At 59.9% G+C, this 18,395-nt stretch carries 16 protein-coding genes; 4 read left to right on the top strand and 12 right to left on the bottom strand.

Translation table 11 applies throughout. The features are described 5' to 3' along the window. Window positions 1-52: 52 nt before the first annotated feature. Window positions 53-1,651, bottom strand: a complete 1,599-nt coding sequence (locus tag M0D69_RS10895; protein WP_301782034.1) for a methyl-accepting chemotaxis protein — start codon at window positions 1,649-1,651, stop codon at window positions 53-55. A gap of 247 nt (window positions 1,652-1,898) precedes the next feature. Beyond that, complete coding sequence (locus tag M0D69_RS10900) at window positions 1,899-3,584, bottom strand: metallophosphoesterase family protein (protein ID WP_301782035.1); 1,686 nt, start codon at window positions 3,582-3,584, stop codon at window positions 1,899-1,901. 270 nt (window positions 3,585-3,854) lie between these two features. On the opposite strand from M0D69_RS10900, the gene M0D69_RS10905 reads away from it, so the two are divergent. Then, on the top strand, window positions 3,855-4,922 hold the full coding sequence (locus M0D69_RS10905; RefSeq protein ID WP_301782036.1) for an SGNH/GDSL hydrolase family protein: 1,068 nt from the start codon (window positions 3,855-3,857) through the stop codon (window positions 4,920-4,922). Between the two features lie 9 nt (window positions 4,923-4,931). On the opposite strand, the gene M0D69_RS10910 is transcribed toward M0D69_RS10905, so the two are convergent. The 5 genes from M0D69_RS10910 to M0D69_RS10930 are packed head-to-tail and all read right to left on the bottom strand — an operon-like array spanning window position 4,932 to window position 11,137. Next, window positions 4,932-5,783: a carbohydrate ABC transporter permease gene (locus tag M0D69_RS10910; protein ID WP_301782037.1), complete on the bottom strand. Its 852-nt coding sequence runs from the start codon at window positions 5,781-5,783 to the stop codon at window positions 4,932-4,934. 13 nt (window positions 5,784-5,796) lie between these two features. Further along, window positions 5,797-6,705, bottom strand: coding sequence for a carbohydrate ABC transporter permease (locus M0D69_RS10915; RefSeq protein ID WP_301782038.1), 909 nt, complete (start codon window positions 6,703-6,705; stop codon window positions 5,797-5,799). Window positions 6,706-6,762: 57 nt separating this feature from the next. Then, window positions 6,763-8,007 carry an ABC transporter substrate-binding protein gene (locus M0D69_RS10920; RefSeq protein ID WP_301782039.1) on the bottom strand — a complete coding sequence of 415 codons (1,245 nt, stop codon included), beginning with the start codon at window positions 8,005-8,007 and terminating at the stop codon, window positions 6,763-6,765. A 35-nt stretch (window positions 8,008-8,042) separates the two neighbouring features. Further along, on the bottom strand, window positions 8,043-9,983 hold the full coding sequence (locus M0D69_RS10925; protein ID WP_301782040.1) for a beta-galactosidase: 1,941 nt from the start codon (window positions 9,981-9,983) through the stop codon (window positions 8,043-8,045). 11 nt (window positions 9,984-9,994) lie between these two features. Then, complete coding sequence (locus M0D69_RS10930; protein WP_301782041.1) at window positions 9,995-11,137, bottom strand: ABC transporter ATP-binding protein; 1,143 nt, start codon at window positions 11,135-11,137, stop codon at window positions 9,995-9,997. A 281-nt stretch (window positions 11,138-11,418) separates the two neighbouring features. Between M0D69_RS10930 and M0D69_RS10935 the strand changes: the two genes are divergently transcribed. Then, the gene (locus M0D69_RS10935) at window positions 11,419-12,435 is read left to right on the top strand and encodes a LacI family DNA-binding transcriptional regulator (RefSeq protein ID WP_301782042.1); all 1,017 of its coding nucleotides are present in this window, start codon (window positions 11,419-11,421) and stop codon (window positions 12,433-12,435) included. A 7-nt stretch (window positions 12,436-12,442) separates the two neighbouring features. Here M0D69_RS10935 and M0D69_RS10940 read toward each other — a convergent pair whose 3' ends face one another. Next, entirely contained in the window at window positions 12,443-13,828 is a 1,386-nt protein-coding gene (locus tag M0D69_RS10940) for an NAD(P)/FAD-dependent oxidoreductase (RefSeq protein ID WP_301782043.1), read from the bottom strand. 320 nt (window positions 13,829-14,148) lie between these two features. Here M0D69_RS10940 and M0D69_RS10945 point away from each other — a divergent pair, with 320 nt between their 5' ends. Next, on the top strand, window positions 14,149-15,066 hold the full coding sequence (locus M0D69_RS10945; protein ID WP_301782045.1) for an AraC family transcriptional regulator: 918 nt from the start codon (window positions 14,149-14,151) through the stop codon (window positions 15,064-15,066). Window positions 15,067-15,085: 19 nt separating this feature from the next. Here M0D69_RS10945 and M0D69_RS10950 read toward each other — a convergent pair whose 3' ends face one another. The 3 genes from M0D69_RS10950 to M0D69_RS10960 form a co-directional block, all read right to left on the bottom strand. After that, window positions 15,086-15,439, bottom strand: a complete 354-nt coding sequence (locus M0D69_RS10950; RefSeq protein WP_301782046.1) for a DOPA 4,5-dioxygenase family protein — start codon at window positions 15,437-15,439, stop codon at window positions 15,086-15,088. 147 nt (window positions 15,440-15,586) lie between these two features. After that, a complete protein-coding gene (tssE, locus tag M0D69_RS10955) occupies window positions 15,587-16,012 on the bottom strand; it encodes a type VI secretion system baseplate subunit TssE (RefSeq protein ID WP_301782047.1) in 426 nt (141 codons plus the stop codon). Beyond that, on the bottom strand, window positions 16,009-16,281 hold the full coding sequence (locus tag M0D69_RS10960; RefSeq protein ID WP_367619700.1) for a hypothetical protein: 273 nt from the start codon (window positions 16,279-16,281) through the stop codon (window positions 16,009-16,011). The genes tssE and M0D69_RS10960 overlap by 4 nt, the downstream gene beginning before the upstream one ends. Between M0D69_RS10960 and tssJ the strand changes: the two genes are divergently transcribed. After that, window positions 16,272-16,670: a type VI secretion system lipoprotein TssJ gene (tssJ, locus tag M0D69_RS10965; RefSeq protein WP_301782048.1), complete on the top strand. Its 399-nt coding sequence runs from the start codon at window positions 16,272-16,274 to the stop codon at window positions 16,668-16,670. The genes M0D69_RS10960 and tssJ overlap by 10 nt on opposite strands. Before the next feature lie 116 nt (window positions 16,671-16,786). On the opposite strand, the gene M0D69_RS10970 is transcribed toward tssJ, so the two are convergent. Further along, complete coding sequence (locus M0D69_RS10970; RefSeq protein WP_301782049.1) at window positions 16,787-18,298, bottom strand: CoA-acylating methylmalonate-semialdehyde dehydrogenase; 1,512 nt, start codon at window positions 18,296-18,298, stop codon at window positions 16,787-16,789. Window positions 18,299-18,395: the final 97 nt, after the last annotated feature.

The raw sequence follows: 18,395 nt of genomic DNA on the forward strand, positions 1-18,395 counted from the left end.
ATCCGGTCGCTCAGGCCAGCCGCTGCGCAAAGGGCTGGCTTGAGCGCAATCGCTAAAGCCGAAACACCTCGACAGCGTCGCTGAGCGTTCTCGCCTGGCTTCTCAGGGACTGCGCCGCAGCAGCGGCTTCTTCAACAAGTGCCGCATTTTGCTGCGTGCTCTGGTCCATGGCCGCAACAGCCAGATTGACCTGCTCTATCCCCTTGCTTTGTTCCCCCGCTGCAGCCGAAATCTCCGTCACGATCTGGCAAACGCGTTCGACCGCGCTCACCACGCCGCCGATGGTCATCCCCGCGCTTTCCACCAGCGTCGAGCCCGCATCGATGTTCGCGCTCGAGTCTTGAATCAGCACCTTGATTTCATGAGCCGCCGATGCACTGCGCTGCGCCAGGCTGCGCACCTCACCTGCCACGACTGCAAAACCCCGGCCCTGTTCGCCAGCACGCGCCGCTTCGACTGCAGCGTTGAGCGCGAGGATGTTCGTCTGGAACGCAATACCGTCGATCACGCTCGTGATCTCCGAAATCTTCTTCGAATGCGCGGCGATGCCTTGCATCGTGGTCACCACGTTGCTGACGACTACGCCTCCCTTCGCGGCCATTTCCGATGCTTGCGTTGCCATCTCGCTCGCTTGCCGGGCGCTCTCGAAGCTGGCTTTTGCCGTCGCTGTGATTTGCTCCATGCTGCTCGCCGTGGTTTCCAGCGACGCCGCCTGTTGCTCCGTTCGAACGGAGAGGTCGTTATTGCCGCTGGCGATTTCCGTCGCGCCGACGTTGATCGATTCGGTACTGGCGCGCACGATCGTCACCGTCTCGACCAGCGATTGCTGCATTTGCTCGAGCGCGCGCAATAACGCGCCCATTTCGTTGTCACGGCCGGTATCGATGGGATTCGTCAGGTCGCCCGCAGCGATCCGCTGAAACTGGTGAATGGCCTGCTTGACCGGCTTGACGATTGCGTTAAGCAGCGCATGACGCGCGAACGTACCGACTACCAACGACGCAACCACCGCCGCGGCCAGCAGCCCCAGCATCGTGTGGAAGCGGTCTTGAGCGCTTGTGTAACGCGCCTTCTGACGCTCGGTCAGGACGCCTTCCAGCGCAGCTACCTGGGCACCGAAATTGTTTGCCAGTGCTTCTGTTTCAGCGCCCTGGAGTGACTTGTAGGCCGAGAAATCGCTTTTACCAAGCGCTTCGAACGATGCCTCCAGTCCGTCGTGCAGATACTTTTGACGCGCGGCGACCAAGCGCGTGCGAAGCGCAGTTTCGGCATCGTCCGCCGACGCAGTCGCCAGGTATGCCCGCACTTCCTCGTCCGAATCGCGATGGTCGCGATGTGCGCCTTCAAGCAACGCCGGCTGAACATCGCCTAATCCGTACAGCGCCGCAAAGCTGCCAAGCGCGAGGCGTGCGTGCATCACATGCTCATAGCTGCTTTTGATTTGAAGAAGCGAATGCGTGTCTTCCGTATACATCTTTTCGATCGCGGAATTGCTGGCCTGGAGCGCAATGGCTGCCAATGCGCTGACCGCAATCAGAAGTGCCGCGAAAACCGTCAGCACTAGCGTAATGCTGGCGCGCAAGCTGACTTTCCTGAAGCGGTCGAGATATCCCGCAGAATGGGATTCGGCTGGCATTTTTAGTATTTTCATCGGGTCGTCTCCTATGGATCGCATACCTTGTATCGAAGGTATATCGGCGGGTGGGAGACGACACTGGAGGGCTCTGCGATGAATAAATCGAACCTGCCCAATTAGCGGGATTTTAGCGTCGTTATAAGCCTTTTATTAGGTTAACGAATCGACGGACCTCGGCCTTCCCCACGCTGCCACCTTGCACTTCCGTTTGCCGGGATGTGCAAGGTGTTCGCTTATGCGCCAGTTAGCGAGACGCCGCGGATCAGCTCCGACGCTCCTTGGAGAGCGTGATTGTCTCGAACAGCTCGTAGTTCGCAGTCGGCGTCTGGTCGGCGCCAGGGGCGTGGTAGTAGTTCATCCTAATCGTGGTCTTGCCGCCCCGCTTGCCCGGATCGAAATCGAACACGGCGATGCCGTAGCCAGTGCCGGTATCGCGCTGGGCCGACCAGATGGCGTCTTCCAGGGCATCGGCAGGCTGACGCACGAACGTGTTCGCCGTGGTCCCGGCCATCGGACGATTGGGCTTGGTGAACACCTTTGCCTGCGGATTGCCGGTCCCGACGTCCAGTCCATAGACATCCAGGGGCGCACTGGTGCCGCCACCGCCCAGGATCAGGTGGATCGTGCCGTGGCTCGTGTCGAAGGCGCCATCGGCAGGATGCGACGTGATGACCGGACGCGGTTGCAAGGTATCCACGGGTTGGCCCGTCGCGGCATCCGTGCCCGCATGATGATTGCACCCACGCACGGGAAAGCTGCGTTCGTAGTCGTGGTCATGGCCGCAGAGCACGAGATCGACGCCGTAGCGGTCGAAAAGGGGCAGCCACGCCTCCCGGATGCCCTTGTCGGAACCGTTGCCGGTCTTCGAAGAAGTCAGCGCGTCCTGGTGCATCTGGACGACGATCCAGTCGATGTCATCGTCCTCCGCCGCCTTGCGCAATGTCTCGCTTAACCAACGGGTCTGCTCGCCGCCACTGTAGCCGCGAATGTAGAACGACGTCCCCGGGGCGATCGGTGGATTGCCGGTGCTCGCGGCCGGCACCAGCGGGCTCGGGCCGGCTACGAAAGCGGCCGCATCCTGATAGACGACGTCGTCGGCGTCGAGCGAAATGAACAGCACCGAACTCACACGAAAGCTGTACCAGCGACCGGGAAAGCGGGTGCCGTTCTCGGGCAACGTATAACGCGCGAGGTAGGAATCCAGGCCTTGCTCGCCGTTGTGAAATTCGACTTCGTGATTACCCGGACAAGGCATCCAGGGGCGATTGGCCGCCGAGGTCTGGGCATTGTTGCCGAAGTCGCGCCATACCTCGGGCTGATGCGTCGGGTTCAGGTTGGCGTAGCAGAGATCGCCGTTCAGCAAATGAAACAGCGGCTGGAAACGCTCCACTGCCTGCACGGCGAAGCGGCTCTGAGGCGACGAGAGCACCCAACCGGTATTGGGCGTGGCAAGGTCGCCGTAGCTGGTCCAGCGGAACGGGGCGTCACCCCGCGGGGCAGTCTGGAAAGTCGCGCTGAAGGGATGAGTTGTGTTGCTGTCGTTGTCGGCGGTGACTTCGTATTCGTAGTTAGTCCCGGGTTTCAGGCCTCGCAGACGCGCGTGATAGGTACAAACAATCTCACCGTTGAGTCCATCGGTATAGGTGCGCTGTATGCCATGCACTGTTGCCTTGGCCTCGCCGGCACGACCAAAGCGCACTCGCGGGTTGACCGCCGCCGCAAGCGACGCCCAGGAGATCACGATCTCGGTCGCCGGCTCGTTGCCCCAGGTCAGGTGGATCTGTTCGGGCGTACCGTCCGGGCTTGCCGCAGCGGCCCTGCTCGTCGAAGCCAGACTGCCTGCAGCCGTGGCCAGTCCGGAAGCTCCGGCCAGCTTAAGAAAACCACGCCGCGAAACGGTTGCAATCTGCTCGGCAAGCGGAATATCGTCAATGTTCTTGTTCGACATGTCTGGTGTTCTCGTCCTTGGGGGGAAAGGCCAGCGCAAGGCTCTCACGAAGACCGGGAGCGCAGACTGGCATGAAACCGGACCGCAGCGTACCGGCCCGAAGAACTCCATTATTGCCAGGCGTGTTACCGGGCGATGACATCGTGGCCGTGATCCACAACATGAAGCGCAGCAGAACCGGTCTGTCCTTAGCATAGGCCGTAGTGCTCAGCACGCAAACGAGGTTATTCTTCGATAAACCCGATCGATCCCCCTTTGGAGTCTCCAGTCATGCAAATAGTCAGTCGTTTCGCGTTCCTGGCTTTGACGTGTAGTGTTATCGGCTTGTCGCATGCATCGAATGCATCGGCGGACTCCGCAGATCAGCGACGCAGCTTCACCCAGGTCGTGTCGTTCGGAGACAGTCTTTCGGATGTAGGCACCTATGCGTATGCCCGGCAATTCGGCGGTGGCGCGTACACGACCAATCCCGGCGCTGTCTCTGTACAGGTTATCGCGGAACACTATGGATCGCGCCTTACGCCCGCGCTGACCGGCGGCTTCGGACAGGCTAGCGTCGTTCATCCGGAAGGATTCGGCTACGCCCAGGGAGGCGCCCGGGTGGCGGGCGCGCCGAACCCTGGCGACGCAACCGGCGATACCGGCGAGCTGCAGACCCCACTGACTTCGCAGGTGGCCGCCTATCTCAAGACGCACACACACTTCACCGCACAGCAGCTCGTGCTGATGCAAGGCGGGGCCAACGACGTTCAGGACGCCTATGGCGCGTGGGCGGGAATGATTGCGAACGGCGGCGATCCGGCCGCCTCTCTGCAGGCGGTGGAGCCGTCGCTGCGACAAGCGGCGCAACAACTCGCGGGACTGGTGCACAACGTGCAGCAACATGGCGCCACGCATATCGTCGTACAAAACGTACCCGACATCAGCAAGGCGCCAATCGCAAACATTGTCGAGCAGCAATTGCCGGGCTCCGCGAAAGTGCTTCGGCGTCTTGCGCAGGTATTCAACACCGCTCTGGATGAAGCGCTACCTTCCTCGCCATCCGTGCTGCGAGTCGATGCGTTCACGTTCATCGATGAAACATCGGAGAACTATCGCCAGCTTGGTTTTCGCTTCAACGGCAGCAGCGGCACCAACGTAGCGTGCAATCCGGCGAACCTTCCTTCGGAATTCCAGGCCGACGACACCAGCGCACTGTTCTGCTCGCGCTCGACCTACGTCTCCCCGGATGCCGACCGCATCTACATGTTCGCCGACGCTTATCATCCGACCACTCACCTGCAAAAACTCATAGCGGACTATGTCGTTGTCCGGATCGATAAATGGTTGCGCGATTAGGTCATCGCCTTAGCCCTTCGTTGCCCCGAACGTCAGCCCGGCAACGAAGTGCCGCTGCATCGCGAAGAACATCATCACCGAAGGCAATGCCGCGAGTATCGAACCTGCGGAGACGAGGTTCCATGCCGTCACCCACTGTCCCTTGAGCGCGGCGACACCCACGGTGATCGGCGCCGCCTCATCGCCTGTGGTGAGACATAACGCCCAAAAATAGTCGTTCCAGACGAACGTAAATACGAGAATCGCCAGCGCGGCCAACGCCGGACGGATCAACGGCAAGACGATTCGAAAGAACACCGTCCACTCATTCGCGCCTTCGATCCGCGCCGCCTCGACCAACTCGAACGGCAACTGCTTGATGAAATTGCGCAAGAACAGCGCGCAAAAACCGGTCTGAAACGAGACATGAAACAAGATGAGCGCGCCGACGGTGTTGAAGATGCCCATCTGCAAGGACAGGTCCCGCACCGGGATCATCAGGATCTGAATGGGCACGAAATTCCCCGCGACAAACGTCGCGAATAACGCCGAGTTGCCGCGGAACGAATAGATCGCCAAGGCGAAACCGGCCATCGAAGCCAGCACGATTGACCCGACTACAGCCGGCACAGTGATAAGCACGCTGTTCCACAAATAGTGGAGCATCGGCGAAGTCGTGAGCGCATCGCTGTAATTGGCAATCAGCGAGAAGTGCCTCGGCCAACCCCAGTAATTGCCTTCGACGAGTTCATCGGAGGAACGAATGGAGGTGACCATCACCGCGATCAACGGCAACAACCAGATCACCAGCGCGACCGGCAACGACAACTTGTAAAGCGCCCGGTTGACGGGCTTCCACTTGGCGACGGGCATTGGGAACATGGAGCGCTCCTGGCTATTGCTCGGTGCGCAACATTCTGCGCAAGTGATAAACGATGTACACCATCATGATCGCGAACAGCACCACGGCAATGGCGGCCGAATAACCGATGCGGTAATACTTGATCGCCTGGTCGTACATGTAGTAAGCCAGCACCGTCGAGCTTTCGAACGGACCGCCACCGCTCATCACGGCAATCAGATCGAAGCTTCGCAATGCACCGATGATTGTGACCACGATCGCCATGAAGGTGGTCGGCCGGAGCTGCGGCAAGACGACGTGCCACAACATGGTCCAGCCCTTCGCGCCTTCCATCCGGGCCGCTTCTATCTGCTCGGAATTAAGCGACGTCAATCCGGTCAGGTACAGGATCATGCAGTAGGCGGTCTGCGGCCAGAGCGCAGCGAAGATGATGCCGAAGGTCACGTAACGCGCGTCCCCCAGCACCGGCACCCCGTGTCCGAGAATCAGCTTCAGCAAACCGAAGGTCGGGTCGTAGAACCAGCTGAACATCAAACCGACTACCACGCCGGACAACACGAACGGCGCGAAGAACAGCGACTTCACCATGCGGATACCGCGCACCGCCTGGTTCAGGTACAACGCAACGGCGAGACCCATCGGCGGTGCGAGCAGGAACAGGATCAACCACAGCACGTTGTTCTTTAGCGCGGTGTAGAACGTGGGCGCATGGAACAGCTCTATGTAGTTATCGAAACCGGCGAAGGTTTTCTCCGTCATCCCGTCCCAGTTGTAAAAGCTGAGCCTGAGGCTGGAGACGATCGGCCAGATCACATAGATTGCCACCATGATGCAAGCGGGCGCAAGGAACAGGAACGCGGCCAGCCGCTGCTGCCGCGCAGTGGCCGACATTCTTCTGCGGCGCTTCGTTTTCATCGCCGGAACGCTGAGGGTTTCGGACATGCCGTGCTCTCCTGATCGCCAGGGCGGCTCGCGGTCGTCGCGAGCCGCCGTCCCGCGCTACTTCTTGTAGATACGCTTGCGCGTGGCTTCGAGCTGCGTCAGGATCGCGTCCAGCTGGCTCGGATCGGACACGAACTGCTGCATGCCCTTCATTCCTTCGTCAGCCATCTCCTTGGTCATGTCGCGGTCGTAGAACTGGGCAATGCCACCCTTCGTCTGCGAGAGGATCTGGAAGCCGATCTTCGAGACAGGATCGTCCGGTTCCGGCGACTTGCTATTGGCCGGCAGCGAGCCCAAGCCCTTCGCGAGTAGCGCGCTGATCTCAGGCGTTTCCACGAATGCCAGGAACGTGTGCGCGTCCGCCTTGTTCTTCGCCTTCGACGGAATATGCAGCGACTCCACCGGGCCGTCTTCGGCAGTCGGCACGTTGTTGTCGATGATCGGGAACTGGAAAAAGCCCATCTGCGGCTTGATGTTCTCCGGGAACCCGCCGGTAATGAACGTGCCCATCAGCATCATGGCGGCCTTACCCTGGAACAGGAACGGCTGCACGGCGTCGAGGTCGTAGGAAAGCGAGTTGTCGATGAACACCTTGTCGTCGATCAATCCCTTCCACGCGGTGTAGACCTTCTTCACGCGCGGATCGGTGTAGGCCACGTCCCCTGCCATCAGCTTCTGATGGAACGCGTTGCCGTTGATGCGCAGGTCGAGGTAGTCGAACCAGCCGGCAAGTGTCCACGCATCCCGGCCTGCTACCGCAACCGGCGCAATGCCGGCGGCTTTCAGCTTCTTGCAGGCATCGAGGAATTCTGTCCACGTCTTCGGCTCGGCCGTAATGCCGACCTTCTGGAACAAGTCCTTGCGGTAGAACATACCCCACGCGTAATACACGGTCGGCGCCGAATATTGCTTGCCGTTGTACGTGGACGATTCTTTCGTCGACGCGTACATCGCGTTCCAGCCATTCTTGTTCCAGTCGGGCGTCAGGTCTTCGAACAGGCCACGCTTTGCGTAGTACGCCATGCGCTCGCCGTTGTGCCAGTTGACAATATCGGGCGCGACGGTCGTGAGCCAACCCGGCAGTTGCACTTTGTAGGCCTCTTCATCGACGAAAGTCGCCTTCACGTCAATATCCGGATGCGCCTTCTTGAAGGCGTCGAAGGTCTGCTGCCAGACCGCGCGCTGGCTTGCACCCTTGAACGCGATGTTCGCGGTCAGGGTGCCCGCCTGCGCAATGCTGGCCGTAGCTAATGCGACCGCCAGTGCAGCGCCGGTCAGTCCGTGGCGAATCAAGGTTTTCATGCGTGTCTCCTCATCGATGGGTGTTGTGTGCTTCCCTATGCTTTATAAATCGCTACGCCCTGCGGTTCTACTTCCTCCTGCCCGACTACGAAATGGCCTGCTTTCGAAATCCTGTGCGGCGTCGCGTTGTAGTTGAAGACATAGGTCAACGCACCGCGCCGGCTGATCCGGATACCTTCTGGCAGCGGCCCCGCATCGAGACCGGCTGCCTTCGCCACGCTGAGAAAGATATCCTGCGTGAGGGTTTCGTCGAAGAGACTGGCGAGATAAAGCACCGACCCGCGACGCACGATAGCAGGATGACCATCGGCGAAAGCCGCTTCAATCTGCACGCCATCGCTCGTTTCGATAAGATCGCGCCAGTGACGCGCCTCACCGCGCTGATCCACCTTTTCGGTCACGTTCGGCCGCATCGATTCGACACGCCACACGCGGATGGGAATCAGTTTGGCGATGCCTTCGCCGGGCGGGAGCGCGGCGGGAATCGTCAGATTGATCGTCTTCGATCCGGTACGCGGCCCGAGGACCACTTGCGCGCCGCTCGCCGCGAGCCTGCCGGCGAACTCCGCCGAAACCACCGGCAGCGGCGGCACCACGATCATCTTGTAGCCATCCAGCGGCGCATCCACCGAAATCACATCGACATCCAGCCCGAGGCTACGCAACGCGCTGTAATACTCGAACGCAAAGCGTGGATAGTGGAAATCGGCGCCTTGCGGATGAATTTCGAACAACCATTTTGCTTCGTAATCCCAAACAAGTGCCACTTTGGTGGAGACCGGCGAATCACCGTCCGCTTTCAAGACCTGTTCAATCTCCTTCGCCACCGCCGACGCTTCCTCGCCGCCCATATCAAGCCGGTTGTCTGGCGTATTCAAACCCGCGTGCATCTGTTCCTGCGCGAACGGCGCTTGCCGCCAGCGAAAATACGATACACACCCTGCCCCATGCGCGAATGCTTCCCAGCTCCATAGGCGCACCATGCCCGGCAGCGGCGCGGGATTCCAGTGCGCCCAGTTCACCGGCCCCGGCTGCTGCTCCATCACCCAAAACGGCAGCTTCGACATTCCACGATATACATCGTGATTGAACGATGCGAAGTCGGGATGACCCGTGCGCAACCACTTCGCCTTGACCGAAGGATCGAACCATTGTTCTTCCAGCGCCCCGAGCGGATAGCTATCCCATGTCGCGATATCCAGATCCGCGGCCACCTTGTAGTGATCGAACTCGGTGAAGAGCTGCATGAAGTTGTGCGCAACCGGCCGCTGCGGCGAATGCGCGCGAATAATCTCGGCCTGCATGCGGTTGAAACGCACGACTTCGTCCGAGGCGAAACGCCGGTAGTCCAGCCGATGTGTCGGATGCGCTTCCGTCACGGTGCCGACGGGCAGATCGATTTCGTCGAAACTGCGGAATTCCATGCTCCAGAAGACCGTGCCCCATGCGGTGTTGAGCGCGTCAATCGTGCCGTAGCGATGCTTCAGCCATCGCCGAAAACGCTGCAACGCCGCAGGCGAATAACTCACCACGGTGTTGTGGCAGCCGAACTCGTTGTCTGTTTGCCAGAACGCCACGGCGGGATGCTTGCCATAACGCTCGGCTACCGCCGTGCAAATTTTCTGCGACGCTTCGAAGTACGAAGGCGACGAAAAATCGTAGTGCCGGCGCGATCCGAACGCGCGCGGACGACCATCGGCGCCAATGGGCAGGATGTCCGGATGACGATCGATCAACCACTTGGGCGGGGTCGCGGTCGGCGTACACATCACGACCTTGAGATCCGCATCGGCGAGCACATCGATAGCCCGGTCCAGCCAGTCCCACTGATAGTCACCCGGCGAGGGCTCGATCCGGCTCCATGCAAATTCCGCGATCCGGACGCGGTCGATGCCGAGCGTTTTCATGCGCGCCGCATCGTCTTTCCACATCGATTCGGGCCAGTGCTCCGGGTAATAACAGACGCCAAGACGCATACGGTGCGCTCCTACGCAAAATGGGGAATGGCAGCCGATGTGACGGCAAAGCCGTCCTCGGTGAAGAGATGACACGAAGCAGGCGGCACGTTGAACGCAACGTTCTCGCCTTGCCGGGGAGTCCGGTCACCGGGTGCCTTGGCGATCAGCACCGCGCCGCCGGGTTGATCGAGATGCAGATAGCTGTGCTCGCCGAGTTGTTCGACCAGTGACACGCTGCGAGTAATTTGCTGGATCGAACCGTTGCTCGCGGCCGGTTCAAGATGCTCGGGACGAATGCCAAGCGTGACGGCTTGATCGGGCCGCAATGCCTCACCGTTGGCGTGGATCTGAAGTCGCTCGTTCGTTCCATCGAGGACAATCGACACGCTTTCGGCGCTGCCCAATACCACTCGTGCAGGCAGAAAGTTCATCCGCGGCGAGCCGATAAACCCCGCGACAAAACGGCTTCGCGGCCGGTGATACAACTCGAGCGGCGCACCCACTTGCGCGATGCTGCCGTATTTCGCCGTGTCCGCACCCGCGTGCATCAGCACGATCTTGTCGGCGAGCGTCATTGCTTCTATCTGGTCGTGGGTCACGTAGACAACGCTGGCCGTATCGAACTGCTTGTGCAGGCGCGCGATCTCGACTCGCGTTTGTCCACGCAACGTAGCGTCAAGATTGGAGAGCGGTTCGTCGAAGAGAAACACGCTCGGACTGCGCACGATAGCCCTGCCGATCGCCACCCGTTGCCGCTGTCCGCCCGACAACTCCTTCGGCCTGCGTTCGAGCAGCGCTTCGAGTTGCAGCACGCGCGCGGCTTCCTTTACTTTCCGGTCGATCACGTCCTTCGGTGTCTTCGCGAGCGTCAGGCCGAACGCCATGTTCTGATACACGGTCATGTGGGGAAACAACGCGTAACTCTGGAACACCATCGCGACGCCGCGTTGCGCAGCCGGTACCTCATTGACGAGTTTTCCGTCGATGTAAAGATCGCCGTCCGTGATGTCTTCGAGGCCCGCGATCATGCGCAGCAAGGTGGATTTGCCGCATCCAGAAGGGCCAAGGAACACGCAGAACTCGTGCTCGCCGATCTCGAGATCGACATCGCGAATCACGGGCGCGTGGTCGCCGTAGGCTTTCTGAACCGATCTTAAAGAGATGCTCGCCATGCCGACGTCTCCGTGTTTAACCGGGGAGACAACGGAAGGTTAAGCGCTTAACCTTCTGCCTGCGAAAAGACGATCCGCGTTCGGGATCGCTTCGACTGGCTGTCTCCGTCCTGTGTTTTTTTAACTGCCTTGAGTCGCAAATTTAGCGATGTCGGCTGATTTATACAAATGCCGGGAAGCCATCCCAAAATATGGACACAAACGCGGATATTTGCACGAAGCCGCCAAGCTAGCCACAGTTAGCCGATGTTGTACCCGCGTTAACCCTGCTTCGAGATTCGATGACTACTTTGGCCGAAGTCGCTTTGCGCGCCGGCGTCACGCCGGCAACCGTTTCCAATGTGCTGCGCAAGCGCGGCAAGGTCGGCGCTGCGACACGTCAGCGTGTGCTCGATGCAGTGGAGTTTTTGGGCTACCGGCCGCACCTGACGGCCCGGGCGCTGGCCGAAGGGAGCGCACCGACCCTGGCGTTGATGGTGACGAGTATTGCGAACCCGTTTTACCCGGAATTTGCGTTGGCGGCAGAACGCGCGGCGCGGAAAAATGGGCGTTTCCTGATCGTATGTAATACGAACGAAGATCCGGTTATCAGCCGCGCTTACCTGGACCAGATTGCGGGGACTTTGTCGGAAGGCGTGCTTGTCATGAACTCCCGGATCGGTTTCGACGATCTTCACACCACGCGGGCACGCGGCACGCCCGTCGTGCTGTGCATGTGGGAACGGCCGGATGTATCGCCGGGATTGCCGTGCGTGGCCGTGGATTTTTTCGCAGCCGGCGCGCTGGCCGCGCAACATCTGCTAGACCTTGGGCATACGCGGATTGGCGCGATCATCGGGAGTCAGCCGGAGGGAGTGCAGGCAGCGCGATATGCCGGGTTTTGTCACACGCTGAACGCTGCCGGCGTGGCGCATCCGGCACAGGAAGCGCGTTTTACCCGCGACGCCGTGCAGGGCGGCTACGAGGCCGCGTGCGAGTTGCTGACGGAGCACGCGGACCTGACCGCGATCTTCGCCACCAACGACTTGCCTGCGTTGGGCGCGATGCATGCCGCAGCAGATCGGGGCATGCGCATTCCCGACGATCTGTCAGTAATTGGGATTACTGACATTCAGCTGGCGCGGGAGTCGCGGCCGGGGTTATCGACGGTTGCGGTTCCTACCGAAGCCGCCGCTACCATGGCCGTCGAGTTGCTGGAGGCATTGATCGAAAGCGGCGGCCACTGCGAAACGCCGATGCGCGTTGCACCCGCGCCCGTGCTGGTGCAAAGGGCATCGACGGGACGGGTGCGTAGCTGAACCTCCATCACGCTCTTTCAGGAATCTTCGCGAACAACATGTTCAGCCCTTCCGCGATGGTCGGATGCGAAACGATCGCGTCCCGGATCGCGGTGTAGGGAAGATTGCCCAGCATGGCCATCTGCACTGACGCAACCACTTCGCCCGCGTTCGAGCCGAGCATTGTGAAGCCGAGAATGCGATCCGATTCCGCGTCCACTATTGCCTTCATGAAACCTTGCATCTCGCCGGTTGTGCGGGCGCGGGGAATAGATGCCATCGGCAACTTGGCAACGCGCACTGCAATGCCTTGACGTTGTGCATCGCTTTCGTTGATGCCAATGCGCGCAAGCTCCGGTTCGATGAACATTGCATACGGAATAACGCGATCCCGCGTGGTCAGATTGCCGCCGGCGAGTTGCGACTTGAGCACGCGATAGTCATCGAACGATGCATGCGTGAACATCGGCGTCCCCGCGACTTCACCGATCGCCCATGTGTTCAGCGCGGTCGTCGCGAGACGCTCGTCCACCCTGATAAACCCGCGTTCATTGAGCGCAACGCCTGCTGCATCGAGTCCGATGCCTGCTGTACGCGGCACCCTGCCCGTTGCCACCAGCAGATGCGAGCCCGTTAGGCGCGTACCATCGCTCAGTTCGACAGTGACGGATTGCCCTGACCGGCCGCTGACTTTCAATGGCTTGACCGACACCTTCACGTCGATGCCTTCGTTCGCGAAGATCGATTCGATTGCGTCCGTGACGTCAGCGTCCTCGCGCATGGCAATACGCGGCGCCTCTTGCACGACGGTTACGTTGCTACCAAGACGCCGGAACGCCTGCGCCATTTCCAGGCCGATATAACCGCCGCCGATCACAATCAGATGCTCCGGCAGCGAGTCGAGTTCGAGTGCTTCAACGTGCGTCATGGGTTCAGCTTCGCGCAGGCCGGGAATATCCGGAATGGCCGCGAAGGTCCCCGTGTTGATGAACACATAATCGCCCTCGACCGTGCGTTCCCGGCCGTCGTTCATCGCGACATGAATTCGGCGCGGCCCGACAAAACGTCCGGTGCCGAGGATCAGATCGAAGCCCGATGCTTCGAACGCTTTGGCGTTGATATCGACCATGCCATACACGACCGCGCGCACGCGGCGATGCACCTGCGTCATATCGACTTTGGCCTCAGGAGCGGCGCCCTTCAATATGTCAGCGGATTGCACGGCGTGCATGATGCGCGCGGTTTGAATCAGCGCCTTGCTCGGAATACATGCCACATTGATACACGAGCCGCCGATCATTCCCTCTTCGACTACTGCCACGCGCTTGCCTGATTTGGCGAGTTCCATCGCCAGCGTCTTGCCGCCTTTTCCGCCGCCCAGAAACACATATTCGAACTGCTCGACCGTCGACATTTTCAGCTCCCTTTGAGGTGTTTGCGCAAGGCGAAACCGTGTTGGTATTGGACGTTTCGCTCCGTGCCGCGAGAGCAGGTTCCCTTCGATGCAACGCCGCCGCGCGATGACCTAAATTTAGGCTGGCGCGCGTCGAATCTCCATGCCGGAGCGGCTCGAATCGATGCTTGTTCGTCTCATTGCCCGGGTTTTATTGCACGCGAACCGTGGCAGGATGACCGTGTTCGAGCGAGTTCAAGCCAGGAATCTATCGCTGCGATCTCCGGTAAGATCGCTACGCCGCCGCTAATCGCGAGCCTCTCGCGTCTCTCAGCTCAACCATGGATACACTCGACCGACTGATCCAGTTATCTCGCCTGCAAGGCGCGCTCGACCTGCGCTGCCTTCTCAGCGGTCAGTGGGAACTGGACCATCCGCCGGCTCCGCCGAGCGAAGCGGTATACCACGTGGTGCTCGCCGGAAGCTGTCTTCTCAAGTTCCGCGGGCAGGAGGACGTGCTTCTGGAAACTGGCGATATCGTCATGTTGCCGCGCGGCGACGCCCATGTGCTACGGGGTCTTGAACCGGCTGACGGAAGCGAACAGGCCGAGATGGAGAGCCGCCATAACGGTGTGGTGACAGTCCGCACGAATTGTGGGCCGAACGCTGCGAGTCTCGATCTGCTATGCGGTCGCTTTAATTATGCGGCTAACGCATTGCTCATCGACGTGCTGCCGGATCTCGTGAAAATGACCTTTGCTCGCGGCGATGTGCCCGACCTCACGAGCATGGTCGGCATGATGCGCAAAGAGGCGAGTCAGGCAGCGCCGGGCGCGTTTTCGATCGTGTCGGCGCTCTCTACCGCGCTGTTTACCCTGTTGCTAAGGGCGCATCTTGAACAGCAACCATCCACGACCGATGTGCTCGCGCTGCTCGCGCATCCGCGGCTTGGGGCATCGGTGATCGCCATGCTTGAACGGCCGGCTGAGCGATGGACCATCGAGATGCTGGCACAACAATCGGCAATGTCACGCGCGACCTACATGCGGACGTTCAGCGCGCTGACGGAAGACTCGCCGATGACCCTGCTCACCCGCATTCGCATGCAGCTTGCAGGAACCTTGCTGACGCGCACATCGAAGAGCATTGCCGAGATTGCCGACGATGTCGGATATCAGTCGGAATCGGCGTTCAGCAAGAAGTTTAAAGACACGTATGGTGTTGGACCGGGCGGGTTCAGGCAGGCCCGGGATTCGTGATTGGGGCGGACTGCTTTAATCAGGCCGTGAAGTTGTCGAGCACCAGATTGTGCGAGTGGCCGATCCACACTGCCGCGTCGCGATGGTCTCGTAATGGATCGCCCGTATTCGGGTGGAGGAAAATATCAAGCGCACCGTGGTTCAGCGTCAGCCATTCGACGATATCGGCAAATTGCGTACGCTCGAAAGCGAGTTGGTAAGACCATTGAGGGTGTGGGCCGACGGGTTTTTCGTGGAACCGGCCTAGTTGCAGGGCATCGCCGAAATAAGCGGCGATTTCCTCGCGGAATTTCCAGGCGGCGTCGCGGGTGGAGGCGTCGAAGTAGACGTGGGCATGCCAGGTTTGTATGGGCGAGGTGGTGGGGAGGGTCATGGAGGTTTCGCTTGTGCTGATGAACAGTTTTGAGGTTCTGCTGGCGGGACAGATGGACCACCTCGGTTAGATATTCTATTTAGTTTTATCGGTCTCTGTTCGGGTGATTGTCGCTGTTCGGGTCGTCCGTATCCACAAACCCTGATATCAGTCGATGTCTCCGTGGGTTGTAAGCCGTGCTTGTCCGTCAGCCGTGAAATACGTGCCATAACGCACGAGTCCTACTTGGTGCAACTCACAGGACATCGTAAAATTCAGCAGCAGGCTTTCCTCAGGATCGGTGCTGGCAATATCGATCGACTTCAGGCGCGGCTCGTACTTAAGCAACGTGTCTTCAATCTCGCGCCTCGGCGTATGTGCCGAGGCCGGCATGTGCCGATAAATCTTCGACAGATCGCCAAGACCATAATCAGGCAAATGCGCGAGGCTTTCGCGACGGCTATTCAAAATACGCTGGATATTGTCGCGCACAGAAAGGAACGTTTGCTGGTTCCGATCGTGCAAGCCGATAGGATCGCCATTCGCAAAATGGCCTGTCAGCGCTTCGAAAAGCCCAGGACCGCCGCGCGTCATACGCTGGCCCCGCTCGTGCTCGATGCAGTCTCATCGAAATCAACTCCTATTCCGCGCTCATCGGAATAGGAAAGCCTGATCGCTTCAATCGCGGTTGATTGCGACACACGTATCAGCAATTCACGCGAGAGCACCGGCAGGATCTGCTGGTCAAGCAGGCCATCGATATTGCGCGCCCCCGAGTCGGGCAACTGACAGGCACGCACCAGTTCACCGATCAGCGCGTCGTCGCAGATACACACAGCTGCAGACAAACGATATGGATGCACTGAAGGCTGACCTGCTTGGTTCGACGGAACTTGTACTCCGACCCAATGCGAACGCCAGCATAGGTGAGCCGATGAGCGACGACGCGGAGTACGTCGGCATCGTTGCATTCTTCCGCGACGATGGAAAGAATGCGAAGTGGAAGCTGGTGCTGCCGAAGAAGCAGTGGAAGAAGACCGATCCGCTGAAAATCGAGGTGCGGGACAGCTCGTTAAGTGTGGCTGGTATTGGCACCGAGGTCGTCAAGCGGCATAGCGCACCGCAGGCGGCTAACACCCCGCAACCCACGAATCCCGGTGCGGCGCAGCCTGTCAAACCGAATGCAACATCGTCGATAAAACCGGTAAGCAACGCTGCGCCCATAAAAGATGATTGGGCGCGGCCAGCCTGATTTACGCGTCGGTTAGATGAATGACCGCCCGTCTAACCGACTGATGCGAAACTGAAAAATACATTGGACCTAAGCCGACCGCTGCGGCCAGCAGCGGCGACCCAAAATCACCTCTCTTACTTCGCCGTTGGCATCGCAAACTCAGCACCCTTCTCCGTGCTCTCCGGCCACCGCTGCATGATCGATTTCTGGCGCGTATAAAACCGCACGCCTTCCTCGCCATACGCGTGCATATCGCCGAACAGGCTGCGTTTCCAGCCGCCGAACCCGTGCCATGCCATCGGCACGGGAATGGGCACATTGATCCCGACCATGCCCACTTCAATCCGCCGTCCAAACTCGCGCGCCACATGCCCGTCGCGCGTGTAGCAAGCGACCCCATTGCCAAACTCATGCGCATTGATCAGATCTACCGCTTCGGTAAAGTCCTTGACCCGCACACAAGCCAGCACCGGCCCGAAAATCTCTTCCTTATAAATCCGCATCTCAGGCGTCACGTGATCGAACAACGTACCGCCCGTGAAGAAGCCCGCTTCATGTCCCGGCACCTTCAACCCACGCCCATCCACCACCAGCGAAGCACCCTCTTCCACACCCAGCGCGATGTAACCTTCAATGCGTTCCAGCGCCTGGCGGGTAACGATCGGACCCATTTCCGCATCGGCTTCCATACCGTTCTTCACGATCAGCGTGCGTGCCCGCTCGGCAAGCCGCGGAATCAGCTTGTCGGCGACATCGCCAACCAGCACCGCCACCGAAATCGCCATGCAGCGCTCTCCCGCGGATCCATAACCCGCGCCAACCAGCGCATCGATAGCCTGATCGAGATCCGCATCCGGCATCACGACCATATGATTCTTCGCGCCGCCAAGCGCCTGCACGCGCTTACCGTGCTGCGCGCCGGTCTGATAGATGTAATTCGCGATCGGCGTCGATCCGACAAAGCTGATGGCCTTCACATCGGGATGCACGAGCAGCGCATCGACCACAACCTTGTCACCTTGCACCACGCTGAACACGCCATCGGGCAGCCCAGCTTCCTGCAACAACCCTGCCATGAACAGCGCCGCCGACGGATCGCGCTCGCTCGGCTTCAGCACGAACGCATTACCCGCCGCGATAGCGACCGGGAACATCCAGCACGGCACCATGCACGGGAAGTTGAACGGCGTAATGCCGGCCACCACGCCAAGCGCCTGACGCGTCGTCCAGTTATCGATACCCGTCGATACCTGCTCCGTATAGTCGCCCTTCAAAAGCTGCGGAATGCCGCACGCGAATTCGATCACGTCGATACCCCGCGACACTTCGCCCTGCGCATCGCTGAACACCTTGCCGTGCTCGGCGGTGATGATCGCGGCGAGTTCGTCGCGGTGTTTATTCATCAACTCCAGAAAACGCAGCATGACCCGCGCGCGGCGGATAGGCGGCGTCTCGCTCCAGGCCACGAACGCCTTCTTTGCGCTGGCGACGGCGGCGTCGACATCGGCGACATCGCCCAGACGCAGCGTGCGTGCTTGCTCGCCGGTCGCGGGATTGAAGATCGGCTGGGTGCGGCTGCCCGTGCCGGGAACACGGCGACCCTGAATAAAGTGGCCGACGTCCGCGCGATCGCTGAACCTTTGCATGATGAGGCACCTGAATGAGTTGGGAATGTCCAGAGTGTAAGAACGCCGGGCGCGTCTGCAAAGACGTTATGATTGAAATGATTGTTTTCTATGGTGA

This window comes from Caballeronia sp. SEWSISQ10-4 2, assembly GCF_030464885.1.
Classification (GTDB): Bacteria; Pseudomonadota; Gammaproteobacteria; order Burkholderiales; family Burkholderiaceae; genus Caballeronia.

Excerpts from the sequence above, each read along its gene's own strand:
- M0D69_RS10895 (WP_301782034.1), bottom strand. The coding sequence starts at position 1,651 with ATGAAAATACTAAAAATGCCAGCCGAATCCCATTCTGCGGGATATCTC.
- M0D69_RS10900 (WP_301782035.1), bottom strand. The coding sequence starts at position 3,584 with ATGTCGAACAAGAACATTGACGATATTCCGCTTGCCGAGCAGATTGCA.
- M0D69_RS10905 (WP_301782036.1), top strand. The coding sequence starts at position 3,855 with ATGCAAATAGTCAGTCGTTTCGCGTTCCTGGCTTTGACGTGTAGTGTT.
- M0D69_RS10910 (WP_301782037.1), bottom strand. The coding sequence starts at position 5,783 with ATGTTCCCAATGCCCGTCGCCAAGTGGAAGCCCGTCAACCGGGCGCTT.
- M0D69_RS10915 (WP_301782038.1), bottom strand. The coding sequence starts at position 6,705 with ATGTCCGAAACCCTCAGCGTTCCGGCGATGAAAACGAAGCGCCGCAGA.
- M0D69_RS10920 (WP_301782039.1), bottom strand. The coding sequence starts at position 8,007 with ATGAAAACCTTGATTCGCCACGGACTGACCGGCGCTGCACTGGCGGTC.
- M0D69_RS10925 (WP_301782040.1), bottom strand. The coding sequence starts at position 9,983 with ATGCGTCTTGGCGTCTGTTATTACCCGGAGCACTGGCCCGAATCGATG.
- M0D69_RS10930 (WP_301782041.1), bottom strand. The coding sequence starts at position 11,137 with ATGGCGAGCATCTCTTTAAGATCGGTTCAGAAAGCCTACGGCGACCAC.
- M0D69_RS10935 (WP_301782042.1), top strand. The coding sequence starts at position 11,419 with ATGACTACTTTGGCCGAAGTCGCTTTGCGCGCCGGCGTCACGCCGGCA.
- M0D69_RS10940 (WP_301782043.1), bottom strand. The coding sequence starts at position 13,828 with ATGTCGACGGTCGAGCAGTTCGAATATGTGTTTCTGGGCGGCGGAAAA.
- M0D69_RS10945 (WP_301782045.1), top strand. The coding sequence starts at position 14,149 with ATGGATACACTCGACCGACTGATCCAGTTATCTCGCCTGCAAGGCGCG.
- M0D69_RS10950 (WP_301782046.1), bottom strand. The coding sequence starts at position 15,439 with ATGACCCTCCCCACCACCTCGCCCATACAAACCTGGCATGCCCACGTC.
- tssE (WP_301782047.1), bottom strand. The coding sequence starts at position 16,012 with ATGACGCGCGGCGGTCCTGGGCTTTTCGAAGCGCTGACAGGCCATTTT.
- tssJ (WP_301782048.1), top strand. The coding sequence starts at position 16,272 with ATGGATGCACTGAAGGCTGACCTGCTTGGTTCGACGGAACTTGTACTC.
- M0D69_RS10970 (WP_301782049.1), bottom strand. The coding sequence starts at position 18,298 with ATGCAAAGGTTCAGCGATCGCGCGGACGTCGGCCACTTTATTCAGGGT.